This window comes from Leisingera methylohalidivorans DSM 14336 (assembly GCF_000511355.1).
GTDB lineage: Bacteria > Pseudomonadota > Alphaproteobacteria > Rhodobacterales > Rhodobacteraceae > Leisingera > Leisingera methylohalidivorans.
The window spans coordinates 3,434,488-3,459,787 of the sequence record NC_023135.1; the positions used below are offsets into that span (position 1 = coordinate 3,434,488).

27 protein-coding genes and 3 pseudogenes are annotated in these 25,300 nt (G+C 60.7%); 9 read left to right on the forward strand and 21 right to left on the reverse strand.

Annotated features, from left to right (window positions below):
• Positions 1–43 precede the first annotated feature (43 nt).
• Positions 44–940, forward strand: a complete 897-nt coding sequence (locus METH_RS16780) for a LysR family transcriptional regulator (RefSeq protein WP_044008472.1) — start codon at positions 44–46, stop codon at positions 938–940.
• A 369-nt stretch (positions 941–1,309) separates the two neighbouring features.
• Here METH_RS16780 and METH_RS16785 read toward each other — a convergent pair whose 3' ends face one another.
• Both METH_RS16785 and METH_RS16790 read right to left on the reverse strand, forming a co-directional pair.
• The gene (locus tag METH_RS16785) at positions 1,310–1,669 is read right to left on the reverse strand and encodes a Dps family protein (RefSeq protein WP_024091676.1); all 360 of its coding nucleotides are present in this window, start codon (positions 1,667–1,669) and stop codon (positions 1,310–1,312) included.
• On the reverse strand, positions 1,666–1,992 hold the full coding sequence (locus METH_RS16790) for a universal stress protein (RefSeq protein WP_044008473.1): 327 nt from the start codon (positions 1,990–1,992) through the stop codon (positions 1,666–1,668). The genes METH_RS16785 and METH_RS16790 overlap by 4 nt, the downstream gene beginning before the upstream one ends.
• 749 nt (positions 1,993–2,741) lie before the next feature.
• Here METH_RS16790 and METH_RS24930 point away from each other — a divergent pair.
• A pseudogene (locus METH_RS24930) lies at positions 2,742–3,024 on the forward strand (DDE-type integrase/transposase/recombinase); the annotation flags it as partial.
• Between the two features lie 83 nt (positions 3,025–3,107).
• Here the strand turns inward: METH_RS24930 and METH_RS25200 are convergent.
• Positions 3,108–3,239 carry a hypothetical protein gene (locus METH_RS25200; protein ID WP_024091679.1) on the reverse strand — a complete coding sequence of 44 codons (132 nt, stop codon included), beginning with the start codon at positions 3,237–3,239 and terminating at the stop codon, positions 3,108–3,110.
• A gap of 45 nt (positions 3,240–3,284) precedes the next feature.
• Here METH_RS25200 and METH_RS25425 point away from each other — a divergent pair, with 45 nt between their 5' ends.
• Positions 3,285–3,491: a transposase gene (locus METH_RS25425; RefSeq protein WP_425412331.1), complete on the forward strand. Its 207-nt coding sequence runs from the start codon at positions 3,285–3,287 to the stop codon at positions 3,489–3,491.
• Positions 3,492–4,262: 771 nt separating this feature from the next.
• Positions 4,263–4,511, forward strand: a complete 249-nt coding sequence (locus METH_RS23385; protein ID WP_024091681.1) for a hypothetical protein — start codon at positions 4,263–4,265, stop codon at positions 4,509–4,511.
• Here the strand turns inward: METH_RS23385 and METH_RS16805 are convergent.
• From METH_RS16805 to METH_RS25205, 3 genes are all read right to left on the reverse strand, one after another.
• The gene (locus tag METH_RS16805) at positions 4,475–5,068 is read right to left on the reverse strand and encodes an IS110 family transposase (protein WP_052348728.1); all 594 of its coding nucleotides are present in this window, start codon (positions 5,066–5,068) and stop codon (positions 4,475–4,477) included. The two genes, METH_RS23385 and METH_RS16805, sit on opposite strands and share 37 nt — an antisense overlap.
• Before the next feature lie 12 nt (positions 5,069–5,080).
• Positions 5,081–5,266 carry a hypothetical protein gene (locus METH_RS24085; protein ID WP_156927515.1) on the reverse strand — a complete coding sequence of 62 codons (186 nt, stop codon included), beginning with the start codon at positions 5,264–5,266 and terminating at the stop codon, positions 5,081–5,083.
• A gap of 290 nt (positions 5,267–5,556) precedes the next feature.
• On the reverse strand, positions 5,557–5,691 hold the full coding sequence (locus METH_RS25205) for a hypothetical protein (protein WP_281173398.1): 135 nt from the start codon (positions 5,689–5,691) through the stop codon (positions 5,557–5,559).
• Between the two features lie 406 nt (positions 5,692–6,097).
• On the opposite strand from METH_RS25205, the gene METH_RS22790 reads away from it, so the two are divergent.
• Both METH_RS22790 and METH_RS24090 read left to right on the forward strand, forming a co-directional pair.
• Complete coding sequence (locus tag METH_RS22790) at positions 6,098–7,312, forward strand: Hint domain-containing protein (protein ID WP_084013823.1); 1,215 nt, start codon at positions 6,098–6,100, stop codon at positions 7,310–7,312.
• Positions 7,313–7,618, forward strand: a pseudogene (locus tag METH_RS24090) (integrase core domain-containing protein); the annotation flags it as partial. It lies immediately after the preceding gene.
• Between the two features lie 366 nt (positions 7,619–7,984).
• Here the strand turns inward: METH_RS24090 and METH_RS16820 are convergent.
• The 4 genes from METH_RS16820 to METH_RS16835 all read right to left on the reverse strand — a co-directional run bounded on the left by METH_RS16820 (position 7,985) and on the right by METH_RS16835 (position 13,691).
• Entirely contained in the window at positions 7,985–9,706 is a 1,722-nt protein-coding gene (locus METH_RS16820) for an OFA family MFS transporter (RefSeq protein ID WP_024091684.1), read from the reverse strand.
• Between the two features lie 249 nt (positions 9,707–9,955).
• Positions 9,956–11,854, reverse strand: a complete 1,899-nt coding sequence (locus tag METH_RS16825; RefSeq protein WP_169731260.1) for a sensor histidine kinase — start codon at positions 11,852–11,854, stop codon at positions 9,956–9,958.
• Between the two features lie 69 nt (positions 11,855–11,923).
• Complete coding sequence (locus tag METH_RS16830) at positions 11,924–13,285, reverse strand: sigma-54-dependent transcriptional regulator (RefSeq protein WP_024091687.1); 1,362 nt, start codon at positions 13,283–13,285, stop codon at positions 11,924–11,926.
• A gap of 205 nt (positions 13,286–13,490) precedes the next feature.
• Positions 13,491–13,691: a formate dehydrogenase subunit delta gene (locus tag METH_RS16835; RefSeq protein WP_342667052.1), complete on the reverse strand. Its 201-nt coding sequence runs from the start codon at positions 13,689–13,691 to the stop codon at positions 13,491–13,493.
• Here METH_RS16835 and METH_RS24380 point away from each other — a divergent pair.
• Complete coding sequence (locus METH_RS24380) at positions 13,681–14,040, forward strand: hypothetical protein (protein WP_169731250.1); 360 nt, start codon at positions 13,681–13,683, stop codon at positions 14,038–14,040. The two genes, METH_RS16835 and METH_RS24380, sit on opposite strands and share 11 nt — an antisense overlap.
• On the opposite strand, the pseudogene METH_RS16840 reads toward METH_RS24380, so the two are convergent.
• A pseudogene (locus METH_RS16840) lies at positions 14,021–15,163 on the reverse strand (IS3 family transposase). The gene METH_RS24380 and the pseudogene METH_RS16840 overlap by 20 nt on opposite strands.
• A gap of 444 nt (positions 15,164–15,607) precedes the next feature.
• Complete coding sequence (locus METH_RS16850) at positions 15,608–16,276, reverse strand: GntR family transcriptional regulator (RefSeq protein ID WP_024091689.1); 669 nt, start codon at positions 16,274–16,276, stop codon at positions 15,608–15,610.
• A 157-nt stretch (positions 16,277–16,433) separates the two neighbouring features.
• On the opposite strand from METH_RS16850, the gene METH_RS16855 reads away from it, so the two are divergent.
• A complete protein-coding gene (locus METH_RS16855; protein ID WP_044008475.1) occupies positions 16,434–17,870 on the forward strand; it encodes a YfcC family protein in 1,437 nt (478 codons plus the stop codon).
• A 517-nt stretch (positions 17,871–18,387) separates the two neighbouring features.
• Here METH_RS16855 and METH_RS16860 read toward each other — a convergent pair.
• From METH_RS16860 to METH_RS16865, 3 genes are all read right to left on the reverse strand, one after another.
• A complete protein-coding gene (locus METH_RS16860; RefSeq protein ID WP_342667102.1) occupies positions 18,388–19,230 on the reverse strand; it encodes an IS110 family RNA-guided transposase in 843 nt (280 codons plus the stop codon).
• Positions 19,231–19,242: 12 nt separating this feature from the next.
• Positions 19,243–19,428, reverse strand: coding sequence for an IS110 family transposase (locus tag METH_RS24935; protein WP_245602913.1), 186 nt, complete (start codon positions 19,426–19,428; stop codon positions 19,243–19,245).
• A 258-nt stretch (positions 19,429–19,686) separates the two neighbouring features.
• Complete coding sequence (locus METH_RS16865; RefSeq protein ID WP_024091692.1) at positions 19,687–20,415, reverse strand: winged helix-turn-helix transcriptional regulator; 729 nt, start codon at positions 20,413–20,415, stop codon at positions 19,687–19,689.
• A 124-nt stretch (positions 20,416–20,539) separates the two neighbouring features.
• On the opposite strand from METH_RS16865, the gene METH_RS16870 reads away from it, so the two are divergent.
• Positions 20,540–21,340 carry a class I SAM-dependent methyltransferase gene (locus METH_RS16870; protein ID WP_024091693.1) on the forward strand — a complete coding sequence of 267 codons (801 nt, stop codon included), beginning with the start codon at positions 20,540–20,542 and terminating at the stop codon, positions 21,338–21,340.
• Positions 21,341–21,840: 500 nt separating this feature from the next.
• Here METH_RS16870 and groL read toward each other — a convergent pair whose 3' ends face one another.
• The 6 genes from groL to METH_RS16895 form a co-directional block, all read right to left on the reverse strand.
• Positions 21,841–23,466: a chaperonin GroEL gene (gene groL / locus METH_RS16875; protein WP_024091694.1), complete on the reverse strand. Its 1,626-nt coding sequence runs from the start codon at positions 23,464–23,466 to the stop codon at positions 21,841–21,843.
• A 37-nt stretch (positions 23,467–23,503) separates the two neighbouring features.
• Positions 23,504–23,701 (reverse strand): co-chaperone GroES, encoded by a 198-nt coding sequence (locus METH_RS16880; protein ID WP_024091695.1) that lies wholly within the window; start codon positions 23,699–23,701, stop codon positions 23,504–23,506.
• 175 nt (positions 23,702–23,876) lie between these two features.
• Positions 23,877–24,014, reverse strand: a complete 138-nt coding sequence (locus METH_RS24580; protein ID WP_024091696.1) for a hypothetical protein — start codon at positions 24,012–24,014, stop codon at positions 23,877–23,879.
• An 84-nt stretch (positions 24,015–24,098) separates the two neighbouring features.
• Positions 24,099–24,533: a CBS domain-containing protein gene (locus METH_RS22795; RefSeq protein WP_052348731.1), complete on the reverse strand. Its 435-nt coding sequence runs from the start codon at positions 24,531–24,533 to the stop codon at positions 24,099–24,101.
• Between the two features lie 75 nt (positions 24,534–24,608).
• Positions 24,609–24,971: a hypothetical protein gene (locus METH_RS16890; protein WP_024091698.1), complete on the reverse strand. Its 363-nt coding sequence runs from the start codon at positions 24,969–24,971 to the stop codon at positions 24,609–24,611.
• A 23-nt stretch (positions 24,972–24,994) separates the two neighbouring features.
• Positions 24,995–25,243 (reverse strand): EF-hand domain-containing protein, encoded by a 249-nt coding sequence (locus tag METH_RS16895; protein ID WP_024091699.1) that lies wholly within the window; start codon positions 25,241–25,243, stop codon positions 24,995–24,997.
• Positions 25,244–25,300: the final 57 nt, after the last annotated feature.

A 25,300-nucleotide genomic window follows, 5' to 3' on the forward strand; every position in this document is an offset into this window, starting at 1 on the left:
GGTATATCGGGAAATACAGCATCGATATAAAAGGTATTCCAATTTGAATATACCATTGACCTTCCGCCAGGTCGAATTCCTGCTGGCGGTGGCTGAAGCCGGCAGCACGGCCGCGGCAAGCCGCGCGCTGAACACCTCGCAGCCATCGGTGTCTCTGGCCATCGCCCGCTGCGAGGAGGTGTTCGGCCAGAAGCTCTTTGTCCGCATCCCCGGCCGCGGCATGGAGCTGACGCCGTTCGGGCAGCACAAGGTTGCCCAGATGCACGAACTGGAGAAACAGGCGCGCTGGGTGCTGAGCGGCGGCGAAGGCACGCCGGAGTTCCTGAACCTCGGGGTGTTTTCCACCCTCGGCCCGCGCTATGCGCCGCAGCTGGTGCGCCGCTTCATGGAGACCCGTCCCGACGCCGAAATCCGCATCCTCGAAGGCGACCTGCAAACGCTGTTCGACTGGCTCAGCGAAGGCCGGATTGACGTCGCGCTGCTCTATGATTTCGGGGTGCCGTCCAATTTTGCGATCACCCCGCTGATGGCCGCGGAACCCTATGCCCTGCTGCCGCAAGGCCACCGGCTGGCACGGCAGCCCGCTGTCAGCGTCGAAGAGCTGGCGCAGGAGCCTGTCATCCTGATGAACCTGCCGCACAGCCGCGGCTATTTCCTGTCGCTGCTGCAGAACGCCAGCTTTCCGGTGCAGGTGGCCCATGAAACCGGATCGATCGAGATGCTGCGGTCGATGGTGGCGAACGGGTTCGGCGCCGGCCTGCTGGCCACCGATCTGCCGGACGGGATGTGCTATGACGGCAATCCGGTCGTCCGGGTACCGCTCGCCGGCCATCCGCCGCCGCACCAGATCGCCCTCGCCCACCGCGGCGCCGCGGTGAGACGGCCTGTTGTCCAGGCGTTCACCGCCTTTGCCAAGGCTTTCTTCACCCGGCCGGACTGAGTGTTCGGCAGTCCCGCACCGGACCGGCAGCACTCCAGAGCGCCGCCGCCCGCTTGACCCGCAGCCACACCTGACGCGCAGATTGCATGCTGCAAGACCGCTTGCACAGCGCTGGCGATCCGCGTGATGGCGGCTTCCACCGGCGCAAATTCCCCCTGCGACGGCGGCTTCGAACAGGAAGAACGAAGAGGGGCCGTAGATCGACATGAGCGCCGATGAGAGAAGCGGGCCGATTGTCGTTCCGGTGGAGTCACCGGGGCGATGTTGATCAAAGTCTGGCCAAGTGCAATCGCAAGGTAGAAAGTCAGCATATAAAACCCAAGCACGCGCCCGCGGGTTTCGTTGCTGCTGCGATCATTGAGTCAGCCTTTAATGGTCGGTCAGAAGAACCCTGACAAATTTGTTTGCTGACAGTTTTGCATCGGGATCCTCTCCATCCGGTCCTGCGGCCAGTGCCGCCGGGTTCACCGGCGCGGGCTTACCCAGCGCCCTTATCCGCTCGGCCAGAACATCCGCCGCGGTGAACATGCCGGTGTATTGCGCCTCGGTCATCTCGTGGATTGAGAAGAATAGCGGACCCGTCACATTCCAATGGTAAGTTTGGGGCTTCAGGACCAGCCGGTAAGTCTCCGCCAGGACCTCGGACACCGCCTTCGTTACGGACGCGGTGTTCGGTATATCAGCCTTGGCATGGTCGGCTGACGGGTCCTGTTCCAGTTTGGTGGTCATTGGTGCCTCCTGGATAAAGTGGTCAGGATTGCTGGCCGCAGGATAGCCAGGCTGCCGGTTCTGTTGCCAGCGCGCGTGGACCGCAAACCTTCTGCCGGTCGGCAGATCAACACGTTGCAGGCGGCACTGCGCGGCAGTCGCTGCGTGACACTGCCAGTAAACCCACGCAGGATCAGGCTGGACAGGTTGGGACCCAGCATGATCAAGTCCGTATCGGGGCTTTGCGTCGCGCGAATGAGTTCTTCTGCCGGTTCGCCGCGCAGGCGGTTCTCGGCGTCTTCGGCCAAAGTGTCGCGATGGGCGGTCAGTTCTGTCTGAGCCAAGCAGCTTTTCGACGATCCAGGGTTTTGGATTTGCCCGCCTCACGACAAGGGCAGGAACGACTTCATCACAGATTTCGACAAGCCTCTGGGCGGCCGATCCGGCTACGATTTGGACCTCGGTGGCTGCAGGATCGTTGCTGTTCCGGCGCATTGCCGCCTCGATCCGGTCGCGGGCTGCAGCCTCAGATTGGTAACGGAACGTACCTATCAATGCGCGCGCCGCCGCATGGCCGGGCAGCTCCACACCTGAACGATGGCAAGCACTGCTCCAAGCCGATTTACGAGTTCAAATCCGCGCTCCAACACCGCGTCATCTTGCGGAAACCGTTCCACTGCCGCGAGGATTCGTGTGGCTATCATGGTTCTTACTCCTGACTGCGGCTGGTGTGCCGATTTGCCGTTCCAGGCGTGGCTTACCGTTGTTTCGCATCTGTCCAAAAGCAGTGATCGCGCTTCCAGCGGCCGCATGGGCCCTCGTGCTCCGTGTTGCGGCGGCAGCGATGCCGATCCTGTCAAAACCTGTCAGATCGAAACCGGTTTGCGGGCCGTCGCCGCCTGCGGTTTCGATCCGCGGGTGGACGCCGCAGGCCGTCCGCCGTCACCATCCCGCCGAGCGACACGTACGGCGCCTGGCACCTTTGACTTTGGGCGCGTTGCGCGTGCTGGTTCGGGTTGGAAAAGTGCAGGGAACAATTCTTCGAAATCGGCATTGGAAATCATCATCGGCGTAACCCTCTCTCATAGACAGTGTCGGTCGCTTGCGGATCATGCGTCTTGTGCCGATCTGCCAGGGGCAAAAGACCAGCGAGAAACACCCTGAAAAAAGGATTTTCAATTACTTCTTATAGGCTTGGCGATCACCCGCCCCAATCAGGTCTGGTTTACTGACATAACCAACATTCCCATGCACCTGGGTTCCTTCATTTGGTCGCGATCATGGACTGGCACAGCGGAAAGGTGTGGAGCTGGCGGTTATCGAACACGATGATCGCCGGGTCCTGCATCAAGGCCTTGAAGGAAGCGCTGGATCGTTTGCATGCGTTGTGCGGCTTCATTGGCCCTCGCATCCGCGCGGATGTCTGCAGTCAGAGCCTCGATTTTCTTCTGCGTGCCGATCAGTTGGCGCCGTTAGGTTTGAAGACCGGATCTGCGAGTTCGTCAAGGAGAGACATGACCTTGATGAGATCATACAGCTGTTGCTGGCGGCGAGGCGAAAGCTGCGGGAAGAGTTTGCCCGTTTTCAGCATTTGGCTCTGACCGTCGCTGAAAATGATGTAACTAGCAACCGCCTTATGACAATCCCGGCGGTCGGGCCGGTCACGGCCGTGGCATTTGCTAGCACAATCGATATCCCGGCCTGTTTCCGGAATTCACGAACCTTACGGGCAGTTCTCGGGCTGACGCCTATGCTCCATCAATCAGGCGAAAGCAGGCGCGCCGGCCGGATGTCGCAATGCGGCGATACAGCAGTGCGCGCACTGCTTTACAAGGCCGCTTAGGTTCTGCTCACCTGGGTTAAGAAGTGGTCCTGGCTGAAAGCCAGGGCCGTGAAACTGGCAACGCGCAGCAGCCACCGGCAGGCCATCGTCGTGCTGGACCGCCGCCTGGCTGTAATCATGCACCGGATGTGGAGCGACGGAACCGAATTTTCTTGGGAAAAGTAAAGCCTAACGACGCGGCCGGAATGGCCGGATGATGACTGTCTTCTGAGGTCCGCCCAAGTTGGCAAAATGTCCTTCGCGGGACGGTGGATGCAGTGAGCTCGCGATTTCCGCAATGCCGGCGGCGCCCATGCCGCCGGGACGGTTCTAAGATTGAACCGCTTTGTTCCTCTTATCCCATCATGGGAGGGCCGGAGTGCCGATCCCGACGAGAAGCGAGACCCCGCGGAAGAAAAAGTTGCCGGCTTGGAATTCGTTCGATGACACTTGACTTAAACCCGCCGAATAGAGAAGCGGAAATCAACAACGTGCCCTGAAACAGAGTCATTCGCTCTGGTCAAAATTTACCATAATTTCGCTTACACGTTTTCAAGTGGGTAGCGGGGCACATTCTAGATTGGGTTGCGACTTTTGAGTGATAACAGCCTGTTGGCACTCAAAAGGACAAATGATGAAACGTCCCTACAAGCAGCCGAGCCTGGAAGAACGACGCAAGATCAAGCAATGGCACGGAGCCAAAGTCAGCGCGGACGTGAATGCAGAGCGCCCCGGCCGCGACAGAGCGGCATTTTCCGCGGGCTCCGGCGCAATCATTATCAGGACGCAGAGATGGCCAAGGTCGCCGGGTATGTCGGCGGTGTTGCTTCGATGAAGGCGCTTTCCCGGCGTCAGAAGGACCGGAAGTTGATACGGCACCCCGAGCTGCGGGAACTGATCATCGAACGGATCAAATACGGTTGGACACCTGAGCAAATTGCCGGCCGCCTTCGCTATGAAGGCGCGCTTGTGCCATTATGCCAAGAGGCCATTTACAGGTTCGCCTATTCCAAAGAAGGTATGAAAGAAGATCTATGGTGATACCTGCCGGAACATGGCCTGACATCACGCGACAAGCGGAACCGGCCCGGAGCGTCAATCGGCGACCGGGCCGTTAGCGCGACCTCGGCGCCGGCGCCTGGCATCGTCAGCATCAGTCTGCTGGCCTCGTCCTGACGTGCGGGCGCAAGGACCCGGCGCTCGAGGGCGGACAGTTCGCCGCGCAGCGCCGTTCGGGCGCTCAGGATGGCTGCAGCTGCGGCTTCAAGCGCAGAGTTTCCTGCGACCAGTTCGCGGATCCGCGCCTCGTAGCGGCTCTTGCCGGCCGAACCAGGCTTCAGTCCGAAGCTGCGCAGCACCCCGAAGAGCGACTGCTCGATATCCAGCAGCGCTTTCTGAACCGCCTTGCGGGCGCTAAGAAGAGCGCGCACCTCTTGGGCCGAAACCGACTTGCAATGGACCGGCCTGAACCACCCCATGCGCAGCAGCCGGGCGATCCCCTCGGCATCGCGGCGGTCGGTCTTGACGTGCATCGCCTTCAAGACCGCCTTGACCTGGCGCGCCTCCATCAGGATCAGCTTGAACCCCGCCTCCCGCAAGCCGCGGTGGAGCTACTGCGGCAGTGGGCCGGCCTCGAGCCCGATCGCCTCGATGCGCCACGGCAGATCGCCCAGAAACACATTGAAAGCCTCGGGCTTGCTGTCGAGCTGCGCCCGCTTCACGATCTGCCCACGTTCGTCTAGCACGCAGACTGCGGAGCTCGCGAGCGAAACGCCAATGCCGATGAAAGTCTTCATGTCGTCCTCTTCCGAGAAGTGAAAGCGCCAGCCTATCAGTACCTGACCGCACCAAGGCGACATCTGGAAACCGTCGCCGCCATTTGCGACACCGCCCCCATGGAACCCGCGAAGATCACCGCCCTGTAACTGCGGCCGAACCAAGGTCGCAGAGAAAAGTTACACCGGCTCTCTGGACATTAACGACCGTGGTGGCGTCAGGACCCACTTTGATGGTTCGGTCCGATGCTCTCACGCTGCTTTTGGACACCTAATGGTGAGAAGGCCATGACGCTGGCATCTTCGGGACCTTAGACCCAGATCACGCCATCTTCCGGCTCCAGTTTGATGGCGAAAGCGAGCAGCTGATCGACGGTCTCACCTAATTCGGCAGCGACGCGGTCGATGGTCTTGACGGAATGGATCTTGTTCAACTGCATGGTCATGCCGGCTTAGCCAAGGGCTGGCACTTCCCAGTGCCTTAGGTGGACGGCTCAAACTTGCAAGTGTTTTCTGCAGATATATCAACGGCGGTTTGATTTCCGGCCACAGGGCGGCGCACCACAACCCGGTCCAGAAACCCTTAGCAGACCGGCTGTGGAAGGCAGGAAAACCGCACAAAGTCATCATCATTGCTATCGCCCGCAAGTTTGCGACAATGGTGATTGCACTCCGCAAATCTCGCCAGAAATGGGCCGCTCAGACCGCCTGAACAATACAGTTGCAGGCAGTTCTTCAGTTAAAATGGCGCGTGTTCACCAGATATTCAGGTTTCGTTGCCAGGGTTTTACCCACCGAGTTTAGCGTGGATCTTCGAGTGTTTGTGCGAGTCATGTAAGGGAGTCGAACCCGATGCCAATCATCAAGTTATACGATTGGTCGCTTTATACGATGCCATCGGCAATCCCGATGTCGGACATAGAGGGCGATTCCCATGCCAACGATCCGGACAGCCCGGATTATAATGCCTCGGCGCCAACATGGATCGGTGAAACCTTCACATTCAACGGCGGATCAGGTTCCCAGATAGATATCGTTGATGACGACGGTCAATTCGAGGACGGATATGTAGAAACTGGCGGAGCTCAGACACTTGGCCAAGATGTCACCATAAATGGTGTGACGTATCTGGCCGGTTCTGTCGTTGAGAATGAGTTCTCAATGCTGGATGCTGCTGGCAATGAAGTGTTCGTTGTCAGGATCGACGGTGTTAACGTTGGTTTTGGCTATCCAGAGGGGCAAGAACCTGTCAACGGAACATCATTTACCGCTGCACAAGGGCGCGATGGCGATCCAGTGGATAGCGGCGACGGAACATCCACCAGTTCGGAGCCCTACGCCAACATAGTCTGCTATGCCCCTGGTACGATGATCGACACACCGGACGGGCCGCGCCCGGTGGAGACGTTGAAACCTGGCGATTTGGTTCTGACGCGGGATCACGGCCCGCAGTTAATCCGCTGGGCACGCTGCAGCGTCCATCCGCTGGAAGAGGTCGAAGCCGACGCCAAGCCGGTGCAGATCAAGGCCGAGGCATTGGGTCCTAACCTGCCTGCAAAGGACCTGATCGTCTCGCCGCAACACCGCATATTTGTCGGCGGGAACGGGCAATTAGACAAGGTGTTCACCAGCGAGGCTTTCGCGCCTGCAAAATCCCTGACGGCGGTACCGGGCATCCGTCATATGAAGGGCAAGAGAAAGATCACATGGGTACACTTCGCCTGTGACCGGCACGAGGTTGTCACTGCCAATGGCTGCCTGTCGGAATCGCTGCTGCTCGGGCCGATGGTCGTGAACGGGTTGACCGCCGCCGAGCGTCGCGCGGTCGTCGGCATTTTCGGTCGTGCGCCCGCACCCAATGCGGCCCTGAACGGCCCGCCCGCACTGGATTGCCTGACGGTTGGCACCGTCAGACGCCAAATCGCCAAACAACGCAAAGACAAGGATCGTATCTTGGCCAAGGAAATCCAGAAATGGGATCTCGACCTTGCGATGGAAAAACACGAGGCAGAGCGGTTTGCAGAAAGCTATCGCACGGCACAGAGCAAAGCCCGGCAGAAATCCTGAATCAGAGCCGGCAACGGCAGTGAGTTCATTTCGCGCGACTTGGATCTTTGGGCCTGCGCCAACGACGTCACGCTGGACTTCTCAAGGCCCGGAAAACCAACGGACAACGGGTTCATCGAGGCATTCAACAGCAAGCTGCGGGCGGAATGACTGAATACCCATTGGTTCATAAGCCTTGCGGATGCCCGCGAAAAGCCGGAGGATTAGCGTAGACACTGCAACGAGGACAGACCTCGCAGTGCGATCGGGTACAACGTCCCGATCGCCATGCAATATCCTGATGGTGCCACCAGCCCGTCATCGTGAAACAGCCGGGAAATTCCAGCCTACGGTGGTCCAATGTTGGGGCTCAGAGCACCAATCCCAAGGACTTTCCGCGAGGTGGAGGAAAATTGGGGCTCAGGTCACTAACAGTTCCGGAATTACATTTTGAGCGACCGCGTCATCCACAACAGTCATGTCCCACGAAGAGGTGTAACTCCGGGTAGCGCTCTGGCCCTGTTCGTGCTGGACTCTGCATTGAGGATGGCAAGGCGCAGAGACGCTGCCTCGCAAAATTTGCGGCACTCCCGGTAGCTGCGATAAATACTTAAACTTCTTTCAGGAAATCTACTGTCTGGAATGCAGGCTGCAACCGCAGCCGGGGCGCAAAACGCACCCCGGACGCCGGTTTTACTCCCCGGGGACGGCCTGCAGCTCCGGGTCGTCATGGTGGTGATGCTCTTTCACCGGGCGCATCACGAGATTGGCAAAGAAGGCCGCCGCCAGCAGCGCCGCCATGCAGTACATCGTGGTGTTGTAGAGGCTCGGCGTCGGATCGACGGTGCCCGCGGGGGCGATCTCCATCAGCTTGGCGATGGTCACGGTCTTGGCCGCCACCAGCTGGTCCAGCTGCGTCACCGGGGCGCCGAACTTCTCGGCAAAGGCGGCGGGGTCGATCTTGGCCGCCAGGTCCTGCACCGCGCTGGTTACCGACATCTGCCGCAGCGAAGTTATGGCCAGCGGCCCGAGCACACCCGCTGTCGACCAGGCCGTCAGCAGGCGGCCGTGGATGCCGCCCACATGCATGGTGCCGAACATATCCGCGAGATAGGCCGGGATGGTGGCAAAACCACCGCCATACATCGAGAAGATCAGCATGGTCGCGAGGTAGAACCCCATCAGATAGATCAGCGACGGGTTCGCCGCGGCAGCCGAGGCGAAATAGGGGATCGACAGATACAGCACGGTACCCAGCACGAAGAAACACATATAGGTGGCCTTGCGCCCGATATAGTCCGAGGTCGACGCCCAGAAGAACCGCCCGACCATGTTGAAGACGGAAATCATCAACACGTAGGTCGAGGCGAAAGCGGCGGTTGCCACCAGCGGCATCACCGAGCCGAAAATCTCAGACATCATTGTCTTGGCAACACCGATCACGCCGATGCCGGCAGTCACATTGAAGCACAGCATCACCCACAGCTGCCAGAACTGCGGCGTCTTCAGCGCCTGGTCGATATGCACGTTGTTCTGCGTCACCAAACCCGAGGCCGCAGGTTTCGGCGTCCAGCCCGCCGGTGCCCAGTCCTTGGCCGGAACCCGGTACTGGAAGGCGGCGAGGATCATCACCACGAAATAGAGGATACCCAAGGTCATGAAGGTCTGCGCGGCGCCGGTATTGCCGGTACCGACTGCATAGGCGCCGGCCTCCCCGCCGAACTCGGCAGCCTGCGCCGCGCTGGCGATCACCACCTCGATTTTGCCTTGCGCGGTTTCCGCAAAGACCCGGCCGTTTTCAACCACGGTCTGCACCGCGTCCTTGGCACCGAGATAGGTCGGTTCGGTTTCATAGAGATCCAGCAGCCAGCCCTTGACCGGCGCGGCAATCATCGCACCGCCGCCAAAGCCCATGATTGCCATGCCGGTTGCCATGCCGCGCCGGTCGGGGAACCAGCGGATCAGGGTCGAAACCGGAGACACATAGCCCAGTCCCAGACCGCAGCCGCCAAGCACCCCGTAGCCCAGATAAACCAGCCACAGCTGATGGCTGGAAATGCCGAACGACCCAACAATGAAACCGCCGCCCCACAGCAGCGCTGCCACCACGCCCACCATGCGGGGGCCGACCTCTTCCAGCCATTTGCCGGCAAAAGCGGCGGCCAGCCCGAGGAAAACAATAGCCACTGAAAAGATCCAGACAACCGAGCCGAGGCTCCAGTCATCGGCGCTGGAAGCCACCACCCCCAGCTCGCGGGTCAGAGGCGGGTTGAACACCGACCAAGCGTAGACCGAGCCAATGCAGAGATGAATGGCGATGGATGCCGGCGGCACCCGCCAGCGGTTGAAGCCGGGTTCAGCGGTGATGTGGCTCTTGTGCAGAAAACCCAGCCCGCCTGGTGATCGGTTGTTCATAAGTTGTCCTCCCTAGTGCTGTCCCGGTGGCTGCAACCTCCTATTGCGGCCGCCCGGAATGGCTTACGGCAAAGCGCCGCAGCTTGAAAAAGGCGGCGGGAAGATCCATCTGTCAAATAAAAAATTTAGCAAACACAATGACTTATGCGGCCATTTTGTCTGACTCTCGGCAGGCCTTTTAATAATCGCGGGACATTTTGTCCGCGCCGGGGCCCCGGCTCCTTGCGGATTTTATCCAATTTGTCCACATCAGGCCGCGACGGTGGAGGGGAGAAATATCTCGAAGCGGCTGCCCTGTCCGGGCTGCGACTGCACGGTGATCCGCCCGCCCGCGCGACTCACCAGCTGGTGGCTGATTGACAAGCCGAGCCCGGTGCCCTGCGCCTGTTTGGTGGTGAAGAAGGGATCGAAGATGCGGCTCTGCAGCTCGGGCGGGATGCCGGTACCAGTGTCTTCGGCGGCCAGCAGCACGCCATCCGGGGCATCTTCAGCCGTCAGGGTCAGGCGGCCGCCGCCGGGCATTGCCTGCACCGCGTTGAGGATCAGGTTGACCAGCACCTGCTGCAATTCGGTGCGCGATATCCGCACTTCTCCGGTGCTGTCCAGACGGGTCTCGACCCTGACCCCTGCCACCTCGATCTGGTGGCGGGTCAGCACCAGGCAGTCGGACAGCACTTCGGCCGGCGAGATCAGACCTGAGGCGCCGGAGTATTCCTCTGGCCGGGCGAATTGCAGCAGTTTCGAGACGATGACGCCGATGCGGTAGACCTGATCGTCAATGAGACGGAATTCCTCCTCGACCGGCTGCGCCTGATCCCCCAGCACCGTGCGGGCGAGATCGAGATTGCCCTGAATCACTGCGATCGGGTTGTTGATCTCATGCGCAACCGAGGCTGTGATCTCGCCCACTGCAGCGAGCTTTTCGGAGACGATCAGCCGTTGGGTGGTTTGCTCCAGCCGCCGGTTGGCCTCACGCAGATCGGCGGTACGCTCCTCGACTTTGGCTTCGAGGCTTTCGCCCCAGTGGCGCAATTGCCGGTCGCGCTCCTGCACCTGGTCCAGCAGACTGTCGAAATGCGACGCCACGCGGGCAATCTCGCCGCCGTCCTTCTGCGGGCGGTTGCGCGCAGCGAGGTCGCCCTGCTCGACCCGGGTGATGGTCTGCGTCATACCCTCGAGCGGGCGGAAAATACGCCCGGCCCACCGCAGGAAGATCGGCACCGACAGTGCCGCAATCAGCAGGAAAGCCGCGCCGAGCGCCAGCACCGATTGACGCTTGGCCTGGCGGAACGGGGTTTCCAGAAAGCCGACATAAAGCATCCCGGCCCGGTGGCCGCGGCTGTCGAGAATGGGTTCGTAAGCGGAGATGTACCAGTCGTTCACCACAAAGGCGCGGTCGAGCCAGGTTTCGCCGCGCCCCAGCACCTGGCCGCGCACCTCGGCCGAGACGCGCGTGCCGAGGGCGCGCAGGTTTTCGAACAGCCGCACATTGGTGGAGATCCGCACGTCCTCCAGAAACAGCGTCGCGGTGCCCTGGCTGCCCTCCGGCAGGCTTTGCTCGCGGTAGACCAGCGCATTGATCGTGTCGATGAAATCCAGGTTGCGGTTCAATAGCCGCCCTCCCACCAGCACCGCCGGCTGGCTGGCCGGCAGGGCCGCAGGCGCCGCGGAGTGGATGATCATGCCGCGGGTCTCGGCGCTGCGGTTCGTGGGCACAGCGGCTTCGGTTGCCACCAGCGGAATGGCAGCGCGGGCGGCGAGGCCGGGGACCAGAGCGTCAAGCTGGGCGGCATCCAGAATGTCGACCGCGCTTTGCCATTGCCCCTGCAGCGCGCCGCGGATGACGGGCCAGTCTGCCGGAATAAAACCGGCATGGCCATCAGGGCCGGCGAGATAGAGGAAATCGAGACCTAGCCGGGCCTGTTCCTGCGCCAGGAAATCTGCAGTGCGGCCCGCCGTAAGCGCGTTGCGGAAACGGACCGATTGCGCCACCGCATCCAGCAGTTCGCCGGAGGTGGCAGTCAGCCTGGCCAGATACTGGTCGGCAATGGTCAGATCCCCGTTCACCTTGGTGATCAGCAGGCCATCGACCTTGTCCGACCAGCGCCAGGTGGCTATGCCCAGCAGCAGCGGCATCAGCACCAGCATCGGCAGCAGCGCGATCAGCAGCAGCCGGACCCGGACCGACCGCAAGAGCGGGTGCAGCCTTCGCACGGCTCAAAGCCCCCAAGCCGTGCATTTGCGGTCGATGGTCTTGCGCGAGACACCCAGCCGCCGCGCCGCTTCGCTGCGGTTGCCGCCGGCCGCCTCCAGCGCGTGCAGGATCTCGCGGCGCTCGACCTCCTCCAGCGGCAGGATGTCAGCAGCGGGCCGGGCCGGGGCCAGCGTTTCCAGGGAAAAGCTGCCGAAGATCAGCGAGCGTTCCACAAAATTCCTCAGCTCGCGGATATTGCCAGGCCAGTCATGGCGCAGCAGGGCGGACTTGACGCTGGCGGACAGCTCCAGCGGCGGCAGCTGCAGCTGGGCGGCGATTTCGGAGAGGAACAGTTCCGCAAGCTCGACAATATCGGTGCCGCGCTCGCGCAATGGCGGCATTGGCACTTCGATCACGTTGATGCGGAACAGCAGGTCCTCGCGGAAACTTCCGGCGGCCACCGCCTCGGCCAGGGCGCGGCTGGAACTCATCACGAAACGGACATCCAGCTGCACCGTCCGTTCCGTGCCAACTGGCCGGATGCGGCCATCCTCCAGCACCCGCAGCAGCGCGTTTTGCGCCGAGGAGCTGAGTTCGCCGATCTCATCAAGGAAAACGGTGCCGCCCTGTGCCGAGGCCAGCAGCCCTTCACGGGCAGCCGCAGGGGCACCGGGAAAGGCGCCGGGGGCGTGGCCGAACAGCTCGTATTCAATAACATCCGCCGGAATGGCGCCGCATTGCACCGGCACGAACGGCGCCCCGGCGCGGCTGGAGAGCGCATGCAAGTGGCGCGCGGCAACCTCTTTGCCAGTGCCCGAGGCGCCGGTGATCAGCACCGGGGTGGAAACCTGCGCCACCCGGTCCAGCAAGGCGCGGACCTGGCTGATGGCGGGCGAAGCTCCGACCAGCTCGCGGCGGCGGCGGCGGCCGACACCGGTGGTTTCCAGCTCCCGCCGCAGCAGCATGTTCTCGCGTTTCAACTGGGCTGTTTCGATGCAGCGGCGCAGGGCGTTGAGGATCTGGTTCGAGCGGAACGGCTTCAGGACGAAATCCGACGCGCCGGCCCGCAGAGCATCAATCGCAGTTTGCAGATCGGCATAGGCGGTGATCAGGATGGTGTCGGTAAAGCCGCCGTCGCGGCGCTGATCGGCCAGCCAATCGAGCCCCTTCTGGCCTGGCATAATGTTATCGAGGATCATCACGTCATATTGCCGGGTGCTGAGCAGGGCGGCGGCAGCCTCGGTGTTTTCGGCCTCCTCCACCAGCTGGCACAGAGGGCGCAGGGTTTTCACGAGGAAATTACGCATGCCCGCTTCATCGTCCACGATGAGTATGCTTGCCTGTTCAAGCGGGTCGGCCAGCCTTGCCAAATCTGTAATTGTCATACCTGCCGCTCTTCAGTGGGGGCGGTGTCGGAGTATTGTCGCTCTCCATTGCTTTGTCGAGAGAGCAGGAGCTTTTGCATCACCAGCCCGGCCTGTTCTGATGTGCGTTGCATAAATAAACCAGCAAGGCTGCCAATATGTCTCGGCGATGAGAGTGTATTGCGGCCCGCGGGAACAGAGCCGCCCAAATGATCAGCCGGGCAAGCTATCCATCTGCAGGTGCGCGCACCGAACGCATTGCCCTCTGCACCAGCGGGTGCAATCCCGGTTCCCCCATTGCAGCATAGCGTATCAGCTGGCTGCGCATCCGCGGCTCGCAGCAATCGTTGATGTCGGCAGCCACCTCTTCGGCCTGGCCGCCGCCAGTCTGGGTTTTGAGAAAGGAGGCCAGCTGGTTGGCCATCATCACCATTTTCTCCGGCGACAGGTTTCTCTCCGCCGGTGAAGCAAACGCCGGGTCCAATGGTCTTTCCAGGGGTTGTTGCGTTGGGCCGGCCAGGCTGAGCGTTACGGAATTATTTAAATCACACGGCTTCCGGCAAGAGCTTTGCAGCGAATGCGGTCTTTATTCCAATGCAGGAGTGTCCGGTGCCGCGCTTTGCGCCCTCGAACTCTGCTTTGCAGATCAACCTGATGATGTGCTCCCCGACGTGCCCTCGGCCGTCTTTAGAGCTTCCGCACTTCTGCTCTGGTCCCCAACATTGGACCACCGGAAGCTGGAGTTTTCCGGCTGTGTCACGATGACGGGCTGGTGACGCCATCGGGATAATGCATGGCAATCGGGACGTTATACCCGATCGCACTGTGAGGTCGGTCCTCGTTGTAGTGTCTACGCCAAGCTTCCAACTTTTCGCGGGCGTCGGCAAGGCTCATGAACCAATGCGCGTTCAGGCATTCGGATCGGAGCTTGCTGTTGAACGCCTCGATGAACCCGTTGTCCGTCGGCTTTCCGGGCCGTGAGAAGTCCAGCGTGACGTCATTGGCGTAGGCTCAGAGATCCAGATCGCGGGAGATGAACTCGCTGCCATTATCGACTCGAATGGTGTTCGGGTAGCCAATCCTGCCGCAAACCTGTTCCAGGGTCTGAACCACGTCCTCGCCGCGGTAGCTGAACCGAGGATCCACGGCAGGGCAGAACCGCGAATGCGTGTCGACCACGGTCAGGATCCTCAATTTCTTTCCCATGGCCAGCTGGTCGTGAACAAAATCCATTGCCCAGACGTCGTTCGGCCCGGTGGCTTCTTCGCGATCCTCGCGCAGCTTGGCTTTCACTCGCCGTTTCGGGTGCTTATTCCGCAACTGCAGACCCAACTCATTGTAAATCCTGCGTGTCTTCTTGATATTGATGGTCCAGCCCTCTCGCCGCAACAGAACATGGACGCGCCTGTAGCCATAGCGCACACGCGTTTCTGCAATCTCCTTGATCCGCCGCTCGACGGCAGCCTGGTCCCCTCTCGGGACATCGCTGGGCGATGCCCTGCCGGGCAGTGATCCGCCGGGACTTGTAGTGGTAGGTGGAGGTGTCGAAGCAGATGGCCCCACAGGCCCTCCGGATCGACACGCCCCAGTCGACGCACATCCCGGTGACGATCTCGCGCAAACGGCCAGGCTTCAGAGCTTTCGCCGAATGACATCCTGAAGCATTTCCCGGTCCAGCGTCAGATCGGCTACGATCTTCTTCAGCCGGGTGTTCTCATCCTCCAGCGCTCTCAGCCGGCGCATCTCGTCCGGCAGAAGACCCCCGTATTTTTTCTTCCAGTTGAAGTACGTCGCCTGGCTGATCCCCGCCTTGCGGCAGATCTCCGCGACCGGCGTGCCTTGCTCGCCCTGCTTCAGGATGAAGGCCTTCTGCGCCTCCGTGAACTTCGATGCTTTCATGCGATTCCGCTCCTCTCCCAGCCAGGGAAACTTAGCGGAAAACTCCAGCTTCATACGGTCCAGTTTTCAGGGGGCAGAGCAACCTGTGCAGGAGCGAAAGTCCTGGGCCATCTTCCTGACAGCCGACATCCACAAGCCGGTAAGGCACTAGGTGATGCTGCAGTCGCTACCGAGAACCGCGCACCCCCCTGCGCCTGGCACCCTTCAGGCCATAAACGCAGGGTTTGATGCTGCGGCGCAGCCTGTCAAAGCAACTGTTCGCTGCGGTGGCGAAAGCACAGGTCATTTCTGACTTTCAATTGTCCGGTCAGTGGCCGTAACCTTTATGGAAACATCCTCCGGGACCCCGGTGGCTGCGTAAGTGGGGTTTTCGTTCCCCGTCCGCCCGTTAAAGGACGCCAAGTTTTTCCCCGCGAAGCCGCATCATTGCGGTGAGGGAAACTCTTAGCGCTCCTCGACTCCCCACCAGCGCATTGTCTGACGGCAGTGGTGGTCGATTGCCTTCGCAGCCTGTTCGGTGTCTTGGGCGCGCAGGGCTGCGATGATGGCGAGGTGCTCCTCCATGGCGCTGACAATGCGGTCAACCAGAAAGGCGCGGGCGGCCTGAATCACCGAAAGACGGTTTCGGTTGGCATCATAGGCGCTGCGCAGGAAGGGGTTGTCCAGCCCGCTCGCCAGCATGTCATGCAAGCTCAGATCGGTTTCGAGTGCCTGGACCGGCAGATCCGCGCAGCTGCCGCATTGCGGCAGCTGCAGCATCGTTTCATGCGCTCCCCGAAGGCTGTTGAGCGGCAGCGGCACACCGGCCCGGATCAGACGGCAAGCCCCCTCCTTGTCCAGCAGCGCCCGCATGTCCAGGCAGGCCCGCGTCACTTCCGGGCTCGCGTCCATCACCACGATGCCGCGCTTGGGCAGGATACTGACAAGGGACTGTGTCTCTGCCCGCTTGACGGCCTCGCGGGTGGCGGCAATCGGAAAGCCGAGCAATTCGGCAAGTTTGGGCATGGAAATGAATTCATTAGCCCTGAGCGTGCCTTGCCGCAAAGCTGCGAGCAGCGCTTCAAAAGCCTGGTCCGCCTGCAGCTCTTGTCCTGATCCGGTCGCGTCTTTCATCCTCAACCCTTTGAATATAAAATGAATCAGGAAGTCTTTCAAGAAATCCAGGTAGATGCTTTTCGGAATCCCTGATTGTCACAGCTATAGCATAGCTCCTAACATTTTACAGAAGATGTCAACAGGCATTTGAAATGTGGCGGCAAGGGAGGAACGCATGTCAGCACAGCAACAGGAGATTGAAGCCGGAGTTCAGGAGGAGGGAATCCGGATGCCGCATATCTACGTGATCCTATTCGTGTTCACGGCGCTGGCCGCGCTGGCGACACATTTCGTGCCAGCCGGGCTGTACGACCGGGTGACCCTGGCGAACGGACGCAGTGCCGTCGATCCGGGCTCCTTCCGATACGTCGAGGCCAGCCCGATCGGCTGGGAACAATTCATGCTGGCCGTGCCGAACGGTCTGGTGAACGCCTCGACGGTGGTGTTTTTCACCTTCATCATTGGCGGCATGTTCATGGTGATACGCCGCACCGGCGTGATCGATGTGGTTGTGGACAAGCTGACCCGGCGCTTCGCCGCGCGCAGCGTGCTGATGATTCCCGCGCTGATGGTGATTTTTGCGGTGGTGGCGACACTGATCGGCACTCAGGAGCTGGCGCTGGTCTATGTGCCGGTGATCCTGCCGCTGATGATCGCGCTGCGGTTCGACTCGATCACTGCGGTTGCCACCGCGCTGCTGGCGACGACAGCGGGCTTTACTGCCGGGGTGCTGAATCCGATCAACACCGGGCTGGGCCAGTCCATCGCTGAGTTGCCGCTCTACTCCGGCGCCGGACTGCGGGCTTTGCTGTTCATTTGCCTACTGGGGGCCGGGATAGCCTATCTGATGCGGTATGCGCTGCGGGTGCAGAAAAACCCGGAGGCGAGCCTGCTGGCCAATGACCCCAAGGAAGCCGCCAAGCGCGACACCTATGTGCATGACCTGGACGCGCCGGCAATGCGCTTTACCACCCGTCAGGCCTGGGCCGGGATTGCCGCGCTCATGTTCTTTGGCCTGATGGTCTGGGGCGTGCTGACCCGCGGCTGGTTCATGATGGAAATGGCGGGGCTGTTCGTGCTGATGGGCGCAACTGTCGGGCTGATTTCCGGGCTGACCCCGGGCAAGATCTGCGACGCCTTCAACGAAGGTTTCCGCGACGTGCTGATGGGCGCGATAATCGTCGGCCTGGCCCGTGCGGTGGCAGTCATGCTGGAGCAGGGCCAGGTGATGGACACGCTGGTGCATGGCTTGGGCCATCTTGTCGGCGACTTCCCCAGTTCGGTATCCGCGGTCGGCATGTTTGTGTCGCAGCTCGGCTTCAACTTCGTGGTTCCGTCAGGCAGCGGCCAGGCGCTGGTCACCATGCCGATCATGGCGCCGGTGTCGGACCTGATCGGCGTCACCCGCCAGAACGCCGTGCTGGCCTATCAGCTGGGCGATGGTCTCTCGAACATCTTCTATCCGACCTCGGGCTACTTCATGGCGACACTGGCGCTTGCCGGAGTGTCCTGGGACCGTTGGGTCCGGTTTTTCCTGCCGCTGTTCGGTCTATGGATCGGGATTGCGGCTGCATTCCTGATTTACGCGCAAGCAGTGAACTGGACCGGCTGAGGCTAATGCGGGGAACTAAACGGGACATGCGGCGGCCGTTTGTCGGCCGCCGTGCGGTGTTTTTCAGTGTTGCACAAGGTGCTGAGCAGCATGCCGATCACTGCCCGGAGCAGCCCCATGCCTGGTGACCAGTCTGGCGGGCCAGCACATGCATGTCGGGCGGAGAGTTGCCGTTTGCTGCGCGTTACACAGGCGGCAGCTGTGCGCAGCAACCGCCCTCTGCAAACTTAGCTGTTTGACGCAACCAGCCGAGGTCTTCTGCTGCGGCGCAGCCCACCATTCCTGCTCTCTGTTTGCAGAAGCGTCAAGCACGGGTTCTATAGCCGTTCGGGTGTCTTGGTTCTCTACGAAGTCGGTGTTTCCGCTTCCTGATGGCGTCCGGGAGCTGACCGGGCAGAATGTCATTCGCGAAGTGAACAGCACGCACCTTCAGCAGCTTATGACTGGCTTGATCCGCCTCCGTCCCGAAGGGCGGTGAACCCGCCCTTTCTCTGGTGGGCGGGGTCTCGGTTGGATGTCAGATTATGAGCTCCCTTTCTGGTTCAAAGATCGTGCCAGCGCGCCAGATGGACATCATGACGACGGCGAGTTTTCGGGATGCCGCGACAGCAGCTTTCTTGAAGCCTTTTCGGTCTTGCAGCCTCTTGGCCCAAGCGCGCAGCTGTGATGGCTTTCTGACCTGGGTGATTAAGGTGGTGGCCGCGGAGTAGAGCAGTCTTCGCAGATCACGATCTCCGCATTTTGATATCCGGCCGGACCAGTCCATGTCTCCGGATTGGTGACGCCGCGGAGTGAGGCCGAGAAAGGCGCCGACGTCCCTCGATCTCCGGAAACGCTCCGCATTGTCGAGGGAAGCGATAAAGGACAGCGCGACGACAGGCCCAACGCCCGGGACGGTCATGAGGCGGCGGGCAAGGCCGCTTTGGCGCGCGATGAGCCTGAGATCGCCGTCCATCGCTTCCGCGGCTGCGCACAGCGCCCTGTGGATCGGGATGAACATATCCGCCATCAGGCCGAGCGCCGGGTCGGTCTGGCCTGCCTCTGCGAGCTGGTCGCGGAAGCCCTGCCGCAGGTCTGCCCGGCCTACTGGCCCCATGCAGATCCCGAAAATCTTCAGCACTCCGCGAACATGCGCTTCAAGGTCCTTGCGCATCCTGATCAGGCGCTCCCGTGCGCCAATAAGAACGCGAACCCGCTCCGACGCCTCGCTTCTGATGTGAACCCGGCTGAACCAGCCGGTGCGGGCCAGATGCGCCAGCCCTTCGGCTTCACCGGTATCGGACTTGTTGATCCGCCCAGACAGCGCCTTGTGCGCCAGGCGGGCATCAATGCAGATGATCGGAAGGCCGCGTTTCTCCAGCTCGCGGGTGTTTCAGATGGCCAGGATGCCGCTCTCATGCACGATCCGCTCGGGCTTGGCGGAATGTTCGGAAATAAACGATGCAATCTCGTCCGGATCCGAACTGGTTTCGCCGCGCGCCAGCACCTCGCCATCTTCATCGACAACACAGATCGACACGGATTTGACGGACACGTCCAGACCAACATAGTGCAACATGGTCGTTCTCCTTCACGGCTGGTTCTGCTGAGGCCGATCTTATCGGACCTCGTTCGCCCTGGGAGAGCGGCCGCCGCAAACACACCATGCCGTTCGCTGCGACTGCGAGGTTTCGGATCGGTGAGTTCACACACTGCGGACTTTATTGCCGTTCGTACCCACGGCCTGAATGTCTGGCTCCAACAGCACGAGAAACCCTGGCAACCGATAAACATGGCGCCGGCTCTCCTGCTCGCGTCAAGGCCTCGCGTTTTCGGTCTATCGGGGATCGGAAGGCGTCGGCACCAATCGCCGGGACGGACCGTCCTCATCTGACGGTGTCTTGGCCATGGTGCCGAAGTTGAACCAGCGGCGCAGACGCCGGATGTGCTTCGGCGTTCCATCGACCTTAAGCCGCCCGTCGTCGATCGCGGCCTCCAGTGCGACATCGCCGCGATAGACACTGATCAGGTTGCTGAGCGAAGCATCCAGAAACAGATCGGTGCCCCCGCCGGGATCGGCAACGCAAAGGTCGAGGTTTCCTGCTTCGCACACGAACCAGTAATGCCTCTTGTGCTCCGGCTGGTCGGAAACGCTCAGGCGCAGGACGTGGCGGCTTGGTCCGAACGCCATGGGATCGACGGAATATTCCATCCCCCAGATCAGCAGCCCCAAATCGAGCTCGCCGTCCCTGAGCTCACGCCGTGTCCACCTTTGCCCCCATGTCCCGAGCGCGCTGACAAGGGGCAGAAACTCGGCACCGGCGTCGGTCAGGTGATACGTCCAGCTTTTCCCCGTCTGGCTTCGCTTGCGCTTAAGGAGGCCTTCGGCTTCCAGCTGGCGCAGGCGCCGCGTCAGCAGCGTGGCGGACATATGCGGCACGCCGCGATGTATGTCATTGAACCGTTCCGCACCGGCCCCGAGGTTGCGGATGACCAGCGCGGTCCAGCGTTCGCAAAAGATTTCCGCGGCCTTGGCGATGGGACAGAATTGACCATAGCTCTTCATGACGGCCTCCCGTGCTGTACGCAGGATAGCCCAACTGTCTCGCCCTGAATACTCCAGATCGTGGAGTATCCGCCGGCGGAGCTGATTGGCACAATCGGTCCAAAGCCACTGAAAGGAGCCTGTGATGAACGTCAACACATTAAGCCCTGAAGCACGGATGTGGGGCCAGCCGGGCAAATCCTACGACGGCATATCGTTCGGCCTGTCCGACACGATATCGCATACGGTTCAGGCCCTTTGGCCACGGCCCGGCGAACGCATCCTCGACATCGGAACGGGCACGGGCTGGGCCGCACGGCTTGCGGCCTGGCGCGGCGCCGCCGTCACCGGCATGGACATTGCACCTGGTATGCTCGAAGCGGCCGGAACGCTGTCGGCCGGGTTTGATCCCCGGCCGGTTTTTCAACAGGCGGCGGCCGAGGCGCTTCCTTTCGCTGACGGGAGCTTCGATGGGGTGATCTCCACCTATGGCGTCATCTTCTCGAAAGCGCCAAAGAAGGCCGCGGCCGAAATGGCGCGTGTGCTCCGGCCCGGAGGCCGCCTGGCGCTGGCAACCTGGTCCGACAGTCCCGACGGATACATCGCGGGCTTCTTCGCATTGGTCGGACAATGGTCCGATGCGCCTCCGCCACCCGCCTCGCCCTTCGACTGGGGCCGCGAAACTTGGTTGAAGGAGGTCTTGGGCGCGCACTTTGAGATCGAGAGCCGCGAACAGGTGACGACGTTTTATGCCCCTGACGTGACCACGGTGTGGGAGGAATACGTCAAAGGGTTTGGTCCGGTCGCGGCCACCTGCGCCACCCTCCCGCCGGACCGGCGAGAGGAATTCAGGACCGCATTCGAGGAGTTCCACCGGCCGTATGAGACCGGGCTGGGCCTGGTGATACCAAGGCTTGCTCTTGTCGTCCGCGGCGTCCGGCATTGAGCCGCGATGCCGCGGATGGCGTGAACCGGGGGTGTCGGCACCTGCGCAGTCCTGCCGCCCGTGCCAGGCACAGCATGTGGTAAAGTGGGCTCGAAGCCGCCGAATGCCAGTGCAGCATGTACCTCGGTGCGAGCGCTGCGGAACCGGCCATCGGTGAAGTGAACCAAGCTCTTGAGTTCCCTGGGTCTTGCCCTATGCGCTGTCGTTCGCATCTCAGGAGCAGCCCTCCGCGGCGAAAGCGGTGAAAACTGCTTTCGAGCCCAACTTGTAAATTCAGTTTTCTCGCTGCGCGCGCACGCAGCAGGGATATCGCTGCGGCGTGGTATTGACACATGCTGCCTTGCGGCGAGAGTAGACGCCGTTCATCCGAACCGCGGCAAGGGCAATCTGACGTTCGGCTTGGTAAGGCAGAGATCATACTGAGGCACTCTACGAAACCAGTTCTGCGCCCAACCGAATGGCTTGCAGCGCGTCGCTGCAAGCCATCGCCTTACGTCTGGCTACATCAGGCTATCCATGTCAGCCATGTCGTTTGTGCCGGATCTCGCCGGTCGGTCGGCAACCATCGCTTCGGTTGTCACGAGCAGGCCTGCGACAGAGGCCGCGTACTGAAGCGCAATTCGAACAACCTTCGTGGGGTCGATGACACCCGCCTTCAGCATGTCTCCGTATGTGTCTGCCTGCGCATCGTAGCCGAACGTTTTGCTGGTATTCTCGACGATCTTTCCGGCAACGACCGATCCGTCAACGCCTGCATTCTCAGCGATCTGCCGAAGCGGAGCCTGGAGCGCCTTGCGGATGATGGCAATCCCAGCCGTCTGGTCCGCATTGTCACCCGTAAGACCGGTCAGCACTTTCCCGGCATGGACCAAAGCAACACCGCCGCCGGGAACAACGCCTTCCTGGACGGCCGCGCGCGTTGCGTTCAGGGCGTCATCGACGCGGTCCTTACGCTCCTTGACTTCAATTTCTGTCGCACCACCCACCTTGATAACGGCGACCCCGCCTGCGAGTTTCGCGAGACGTTCCTGCAGCTTTTCTTTGTCGTAATCTGACGTGGTGTCTTCGATCTGCGTGCGGATTTGCGTCACGCGTGCGGCAATGGCGGCCTTGACGCCCGCCCCGTCAATCACGGTTGTTGCGTCTTTGGTGATAGTGATCTTCTTGGCGGCGCCCAGCATGTCCAGTGTGACATTCTCGAGCTTAATGCCGAGTTCTTCGGAAATGACCTGGCCGCCTGTAAGAATAGCGAGGTCTTCCAGCATCGCCGTGCGACGATCCCCGAAGCCGGGTGCCTTGACGCCCGCAACCTTCAAACCGCCACGGAGCTTGTTCACAACGAGCATTGCGAGCGCTTCGCCGTCGATATCCTCAGCGACAACCAAGAGCTGCTTGTCCGCTTGAATAACCGCTTCGAGCAGGGGCACCATCGGGGCCAGAGAGGTCAGCTTTTTCTCGTGCAGCAGGATGACGCAGTCTTCCAGGCTCACCCTCATTTTCTCGGCTTCTGTGACGAAGTAGGGGCTAAGATACCCGCGGTCGAATTGCATACCTTCAACGACTTCCGTTTCAGTTTCCAGGCCCTTGTTTTCTTCGACGGTGATGACGCCTTCGTTGCCAACCTTTGCCATCGCGTCGGCGATCTGTCGGCCAATCGCGGATTCGCCATTGGCCGAAATCGTACCGACCTTGGCAATTTCATCGGTGTCGCCGACCGGGCGCGACATCTCTTTGACCTCGGCCACTACGGCGACCACTGCTTTGTCGATGCCACGCTTGAGATCCATTGGGTTCATGCCCGCAGCGACAGATTTCATACCTTCCTTGATTATGGCCTGTGCCAAAACCGTTGCGGTGGTCGTGCCGTCGCCAGCTTCTTCATTGGTGCGCGACGCGACATCCTTGACCATCTGTGCGCCCATGTTCTCAAACGGGTCGGACAGGGTGATCTCCTTGGCGACGGTGACACCGTCCTTGGTGATGCGCGGTGCGCCCCAGGATTTTTCCAGGACGACGTTGCGGCCCTTGGGACCCAGTGTAACCTTGACGGCGTTGGCGAGGGTGTTGATACCCTTGAGCATGCGGTGACGGGAGTCTGTGCCAAACTTGACGTCTTTTGCAGACATGTCGGAATTCCTAAAAATGAGGGGAGGACAGAAGGGGTCAGGCGATAATACCTAAGATGTCGCTCTCCTTCATGATCATCCGGTCTTCGCCGTCGATCTTGATTTCGCTGCCGGACCATTTGCCGAACAGGATCCTGTCGCCGGTTTTGACGTCCACGGAGATCCGGTCGCCCTTCGTCTTTTCGTCGCCTTCGATGCGGCGGAGCAGAACGCGGTCGTGTAGAGGCTTAAACATCTCGGAATTGCTCCTTCTGGCGAGTTCCGGTGGGTGTGGTCAAAATTCGGGTGCAATGGCGCTTGCCACTCTTCGGTGCCTTTGCAGGAGCACGCGAGCCTTGCGCGTGCTCCAATCGTTTATTCGACGCATTTGTTGGGTTGCGGTGTTTGATCGCCGCAGGGGCAAGCGAGTGTCACTTCAGCTTCTTTCCGCCAATTTCCAATGCAGGCTTGCCTGCAAGAGAATTGGCTGTGGCGGAGACCTTCGGCTTCTCCTGCTTCGGTTTCTTGGCTTCCTTGTTGCCGCGTCTACCGTGTCTATCGTTCTTCATTGTCGTGCCTTTCAGGGAGGGGGGGATGTCGCAAGTGGCGACAGGTTCAGTTCTGGGTGTCCCGGCTTTGGCGGGCCGCGGACGTTACCCGCCGCCGCTGACAAAATCGCGCATCTGTGACATCTCGCCTTCGGCCAGAGACAGCCGGTAGCGCGTCACGTCGATGACGCTGATCAGGGCAACGGGCGCCCCGGCATCCGTGATCGGAATGTGGCGCACGTTGTTTTGGGTCATCAGCAGTTCAAGGCGCTGGACAGTGTCTGTTACCTCGCAGGTGATTACGTCTTTTGTCATCACGTCCAGCACAAGAAGGCCGTCCGGCACCTTCTTGTTGTCGTCGAGATATTTGACGATATCGCTGCTCGACAAAATACCGTTGATTGTCTGGTTGTCATTTGTCACCAGGAGGGTCGAGGTATCGTCAGCGGCCAGCAAGGTGATGGCCTGGGCGATCTGTGCGGTTTGCGCGATTGTTCGCAGGCTGACGTTCGAGTCCTTCAAGAGCTTTTTGATTGTCACGGTGTTGTCCTGACGAGGCACAATAGGCCCCGAGTTGAAGGCGGGTGGGGCGACAATCGCCCCACTCCAGAAAGTTCACTGGGCGTTGTGGCCTACCCAGTGGCAATAGAGCTCGAGGACAGCGCCCAAAACGAAGACAGAACCACTTACCTGAGCGTTCCAAACAGCCATGGAGCTTTCGCCGAGACCCAGCGCCAAAGGTGCTGCGATCATCGAAGAACCCAATGTCAGACCGGCACCCGCTTGCATCAGGTCTTGCAGGGGGTGGTTCAAACACGCCACCCAAAGCGCCACCAGACCGCCGGGCATCAGCACCCCGGCCTCACCGATCCTCGCGTTCATCAGCGATTTTCTACCGCCAAGAAGCAGGAAAGGTGAGACGTTCAGCCAGAGGTCCAGAAATGCATAGACCCATCTGAACTTGTCATGCTTCTGCATTGCACGATCTCCACGGCCGGGCGTTACGCGTCCGTTTCGATATCAGGGATCATCTCGGTCTCGACCGCGATCATCATTTCTTCATCGTTCACGAAGCCGTCTGCGTTAGTGTCGATTTCCAGAAATAGATCTTCGGTGATTTCGGGAAAGGCCGCTTGAAGCTCAACGAGGGTTGCTTTTCCGTCCCCGTCAGTATCGATCTCGGCGCTCATGGCATGAGCCGAGAAGGCTACGAAGGTCGCGAGAAGAGCACCAATGGTGACTCTACTCATAATTCTCTCCATCAGAGACATCGCGATTCAAAGTGTTTCGCGTAGTACACAAATGGC

Bases quoted from the DNA above. Each gene is read 5' to 3' on its own strand.
- METH_RS16785 (WP_024091676.1), bottom strand. From the start codon at position 1,669: ATGACCACCAAACTGGAACAGGACCCGTCAGCCGACCATGCCAAGGCT.
- METH_RS25200 (WP_024091679.1), bottom strand. From the start codon at position 3,239: ATGCTGAAAACGGGCAAACTCTTCCCGCAGCTTTCGCCTCGCCGCCAG.
- METH_RS25425 (WP_425412331.1), top strand. From the start codon at position 3,285: ATGACAATCCCGGCGGTCGGGCCGGTCACGGCCGTGGCATTTGCTAGC.
- METH_RS23385 (WP_024091681.1), top strand. From the start codon at position 4,263: ATGGCCAAGGTCGCCGGGTATGTCGGCGGTGTTGCTTCGATGAAGGCG.
- METH_RS24085 (WP_156927515.1), bottom strand. From the start codon at position 5,266: ATGAAGACTTTCATCGGCATTGGCGTTTCGCTCGCGAGCTCCGCAGTC.
- METH_RS25205 (WP_281173398.1), bottom strand. From the start codon at position 5,691: ATGACCATGCAGTTGAACAAGATCCATTCCGTCAAGACCATCGACCGC.
- METH_RS22790 (WP_084013823.1), top strand. From the start codon at position 6,098: ATGCCAATCATCAAGTTATACGATTGGTCGCTTTATACGATGCCATCG.
- METH_RS16820 (WP_024091684.1), bottom strand. From the start codon at position 9,706: ATGAACAACCGATCACCAGGCGGGCTGGGTTTTCTGCACAAGAGCCAC.
- METH_RS16825 (WP_169731260.1), bottom strand. From the start codon at position 11,854: ATGCTGGTGCTGATGCCGCTGCTGCTGGGCATAGCCACCTGGCGCTGG.
- METH_RS16830 (WP_024091687.1), bottom strand. From the start codon at position 13,285: ATGACAATTACAGATTTGGCAAGGCTGGCCGACCCGCTTGAACAGGCA.
- METH_RS16835 (WP_342667052.1), bottom strand. From the start codon at position 13,691: ATGATGGCCAACCAGCTGGCCTCCTTTCTCAAAACCCAGACTGGCGGC.
- METH_RS16850 (WP_024091689.1), bottom strand. From the start codon at position 16,276: ATGAAAGACGCGACCGGATCAGGACAAGAGCTGCAGGCGGACCAGGCT.
- METH_RS16855 (WP_044008475.1), top strand. From the start codon at position 16,434: ATGTCAGCACAGCAACAGGAGATTGAAGCCGGAGTTCAGGAGGAGGGA.
- METH_RS24935 (WP_245602913.1), bottom strand. From the start codon at position 19,428: ATGTTGCACTATGTTGGTCTGGACGTGTCCGTCAAATCCGTGTCGATC.
- METH_RS16865 (WP_024091692.1), bottom strand. From the start codon at position 20,415: ATGAAGAGCTATGGTCAATTCTGTCCCATCGCCAAGGCCGCGGAAATC.
- METH_RS16870 (WP_024091693.1), top strand. From the start codon at position 20,540: ATGAACGTCAACACATTAAGCCCTGAAGCACGGATGTGGGGCCAGCCG.
- groL (WP_024091694.1), bottom strand. From the start codon at position 23,466: ATGTCTGCAAAAGACGTCAAGTTTGGCACAGACTCCCGTCACCGCATG.
- METH_RS16880 (WP_024091695.1), bottom strand. From the start codon at position 23,701: ATGTTTAAGCCTCTACACGACCGCGTTCTGCTCCGCCGCATCGAAGGC.
- METH_RS24580 (WP_024091696.1), bottom strand. From the start codon at position 24,014: ATGAAGAACGATAGACACGGTAGACGCGGCAACAAGGAAGCCAAGAAA.
- METH_RS16890 (WP_024091698.1), bottom strand. From the start codon at position 24,971: ATGCAGAAGCATGACAAGTTCAGATGGGTCTATGCATTTCTGGACCTC.
- METH_RS16895 (WP_024091699.1), bottom strand. From the start codon at position 25,243: ATGAGTAGAGTCACCATTGGTGCTCTTCTCGCGACCTTCGTAGCCTTC.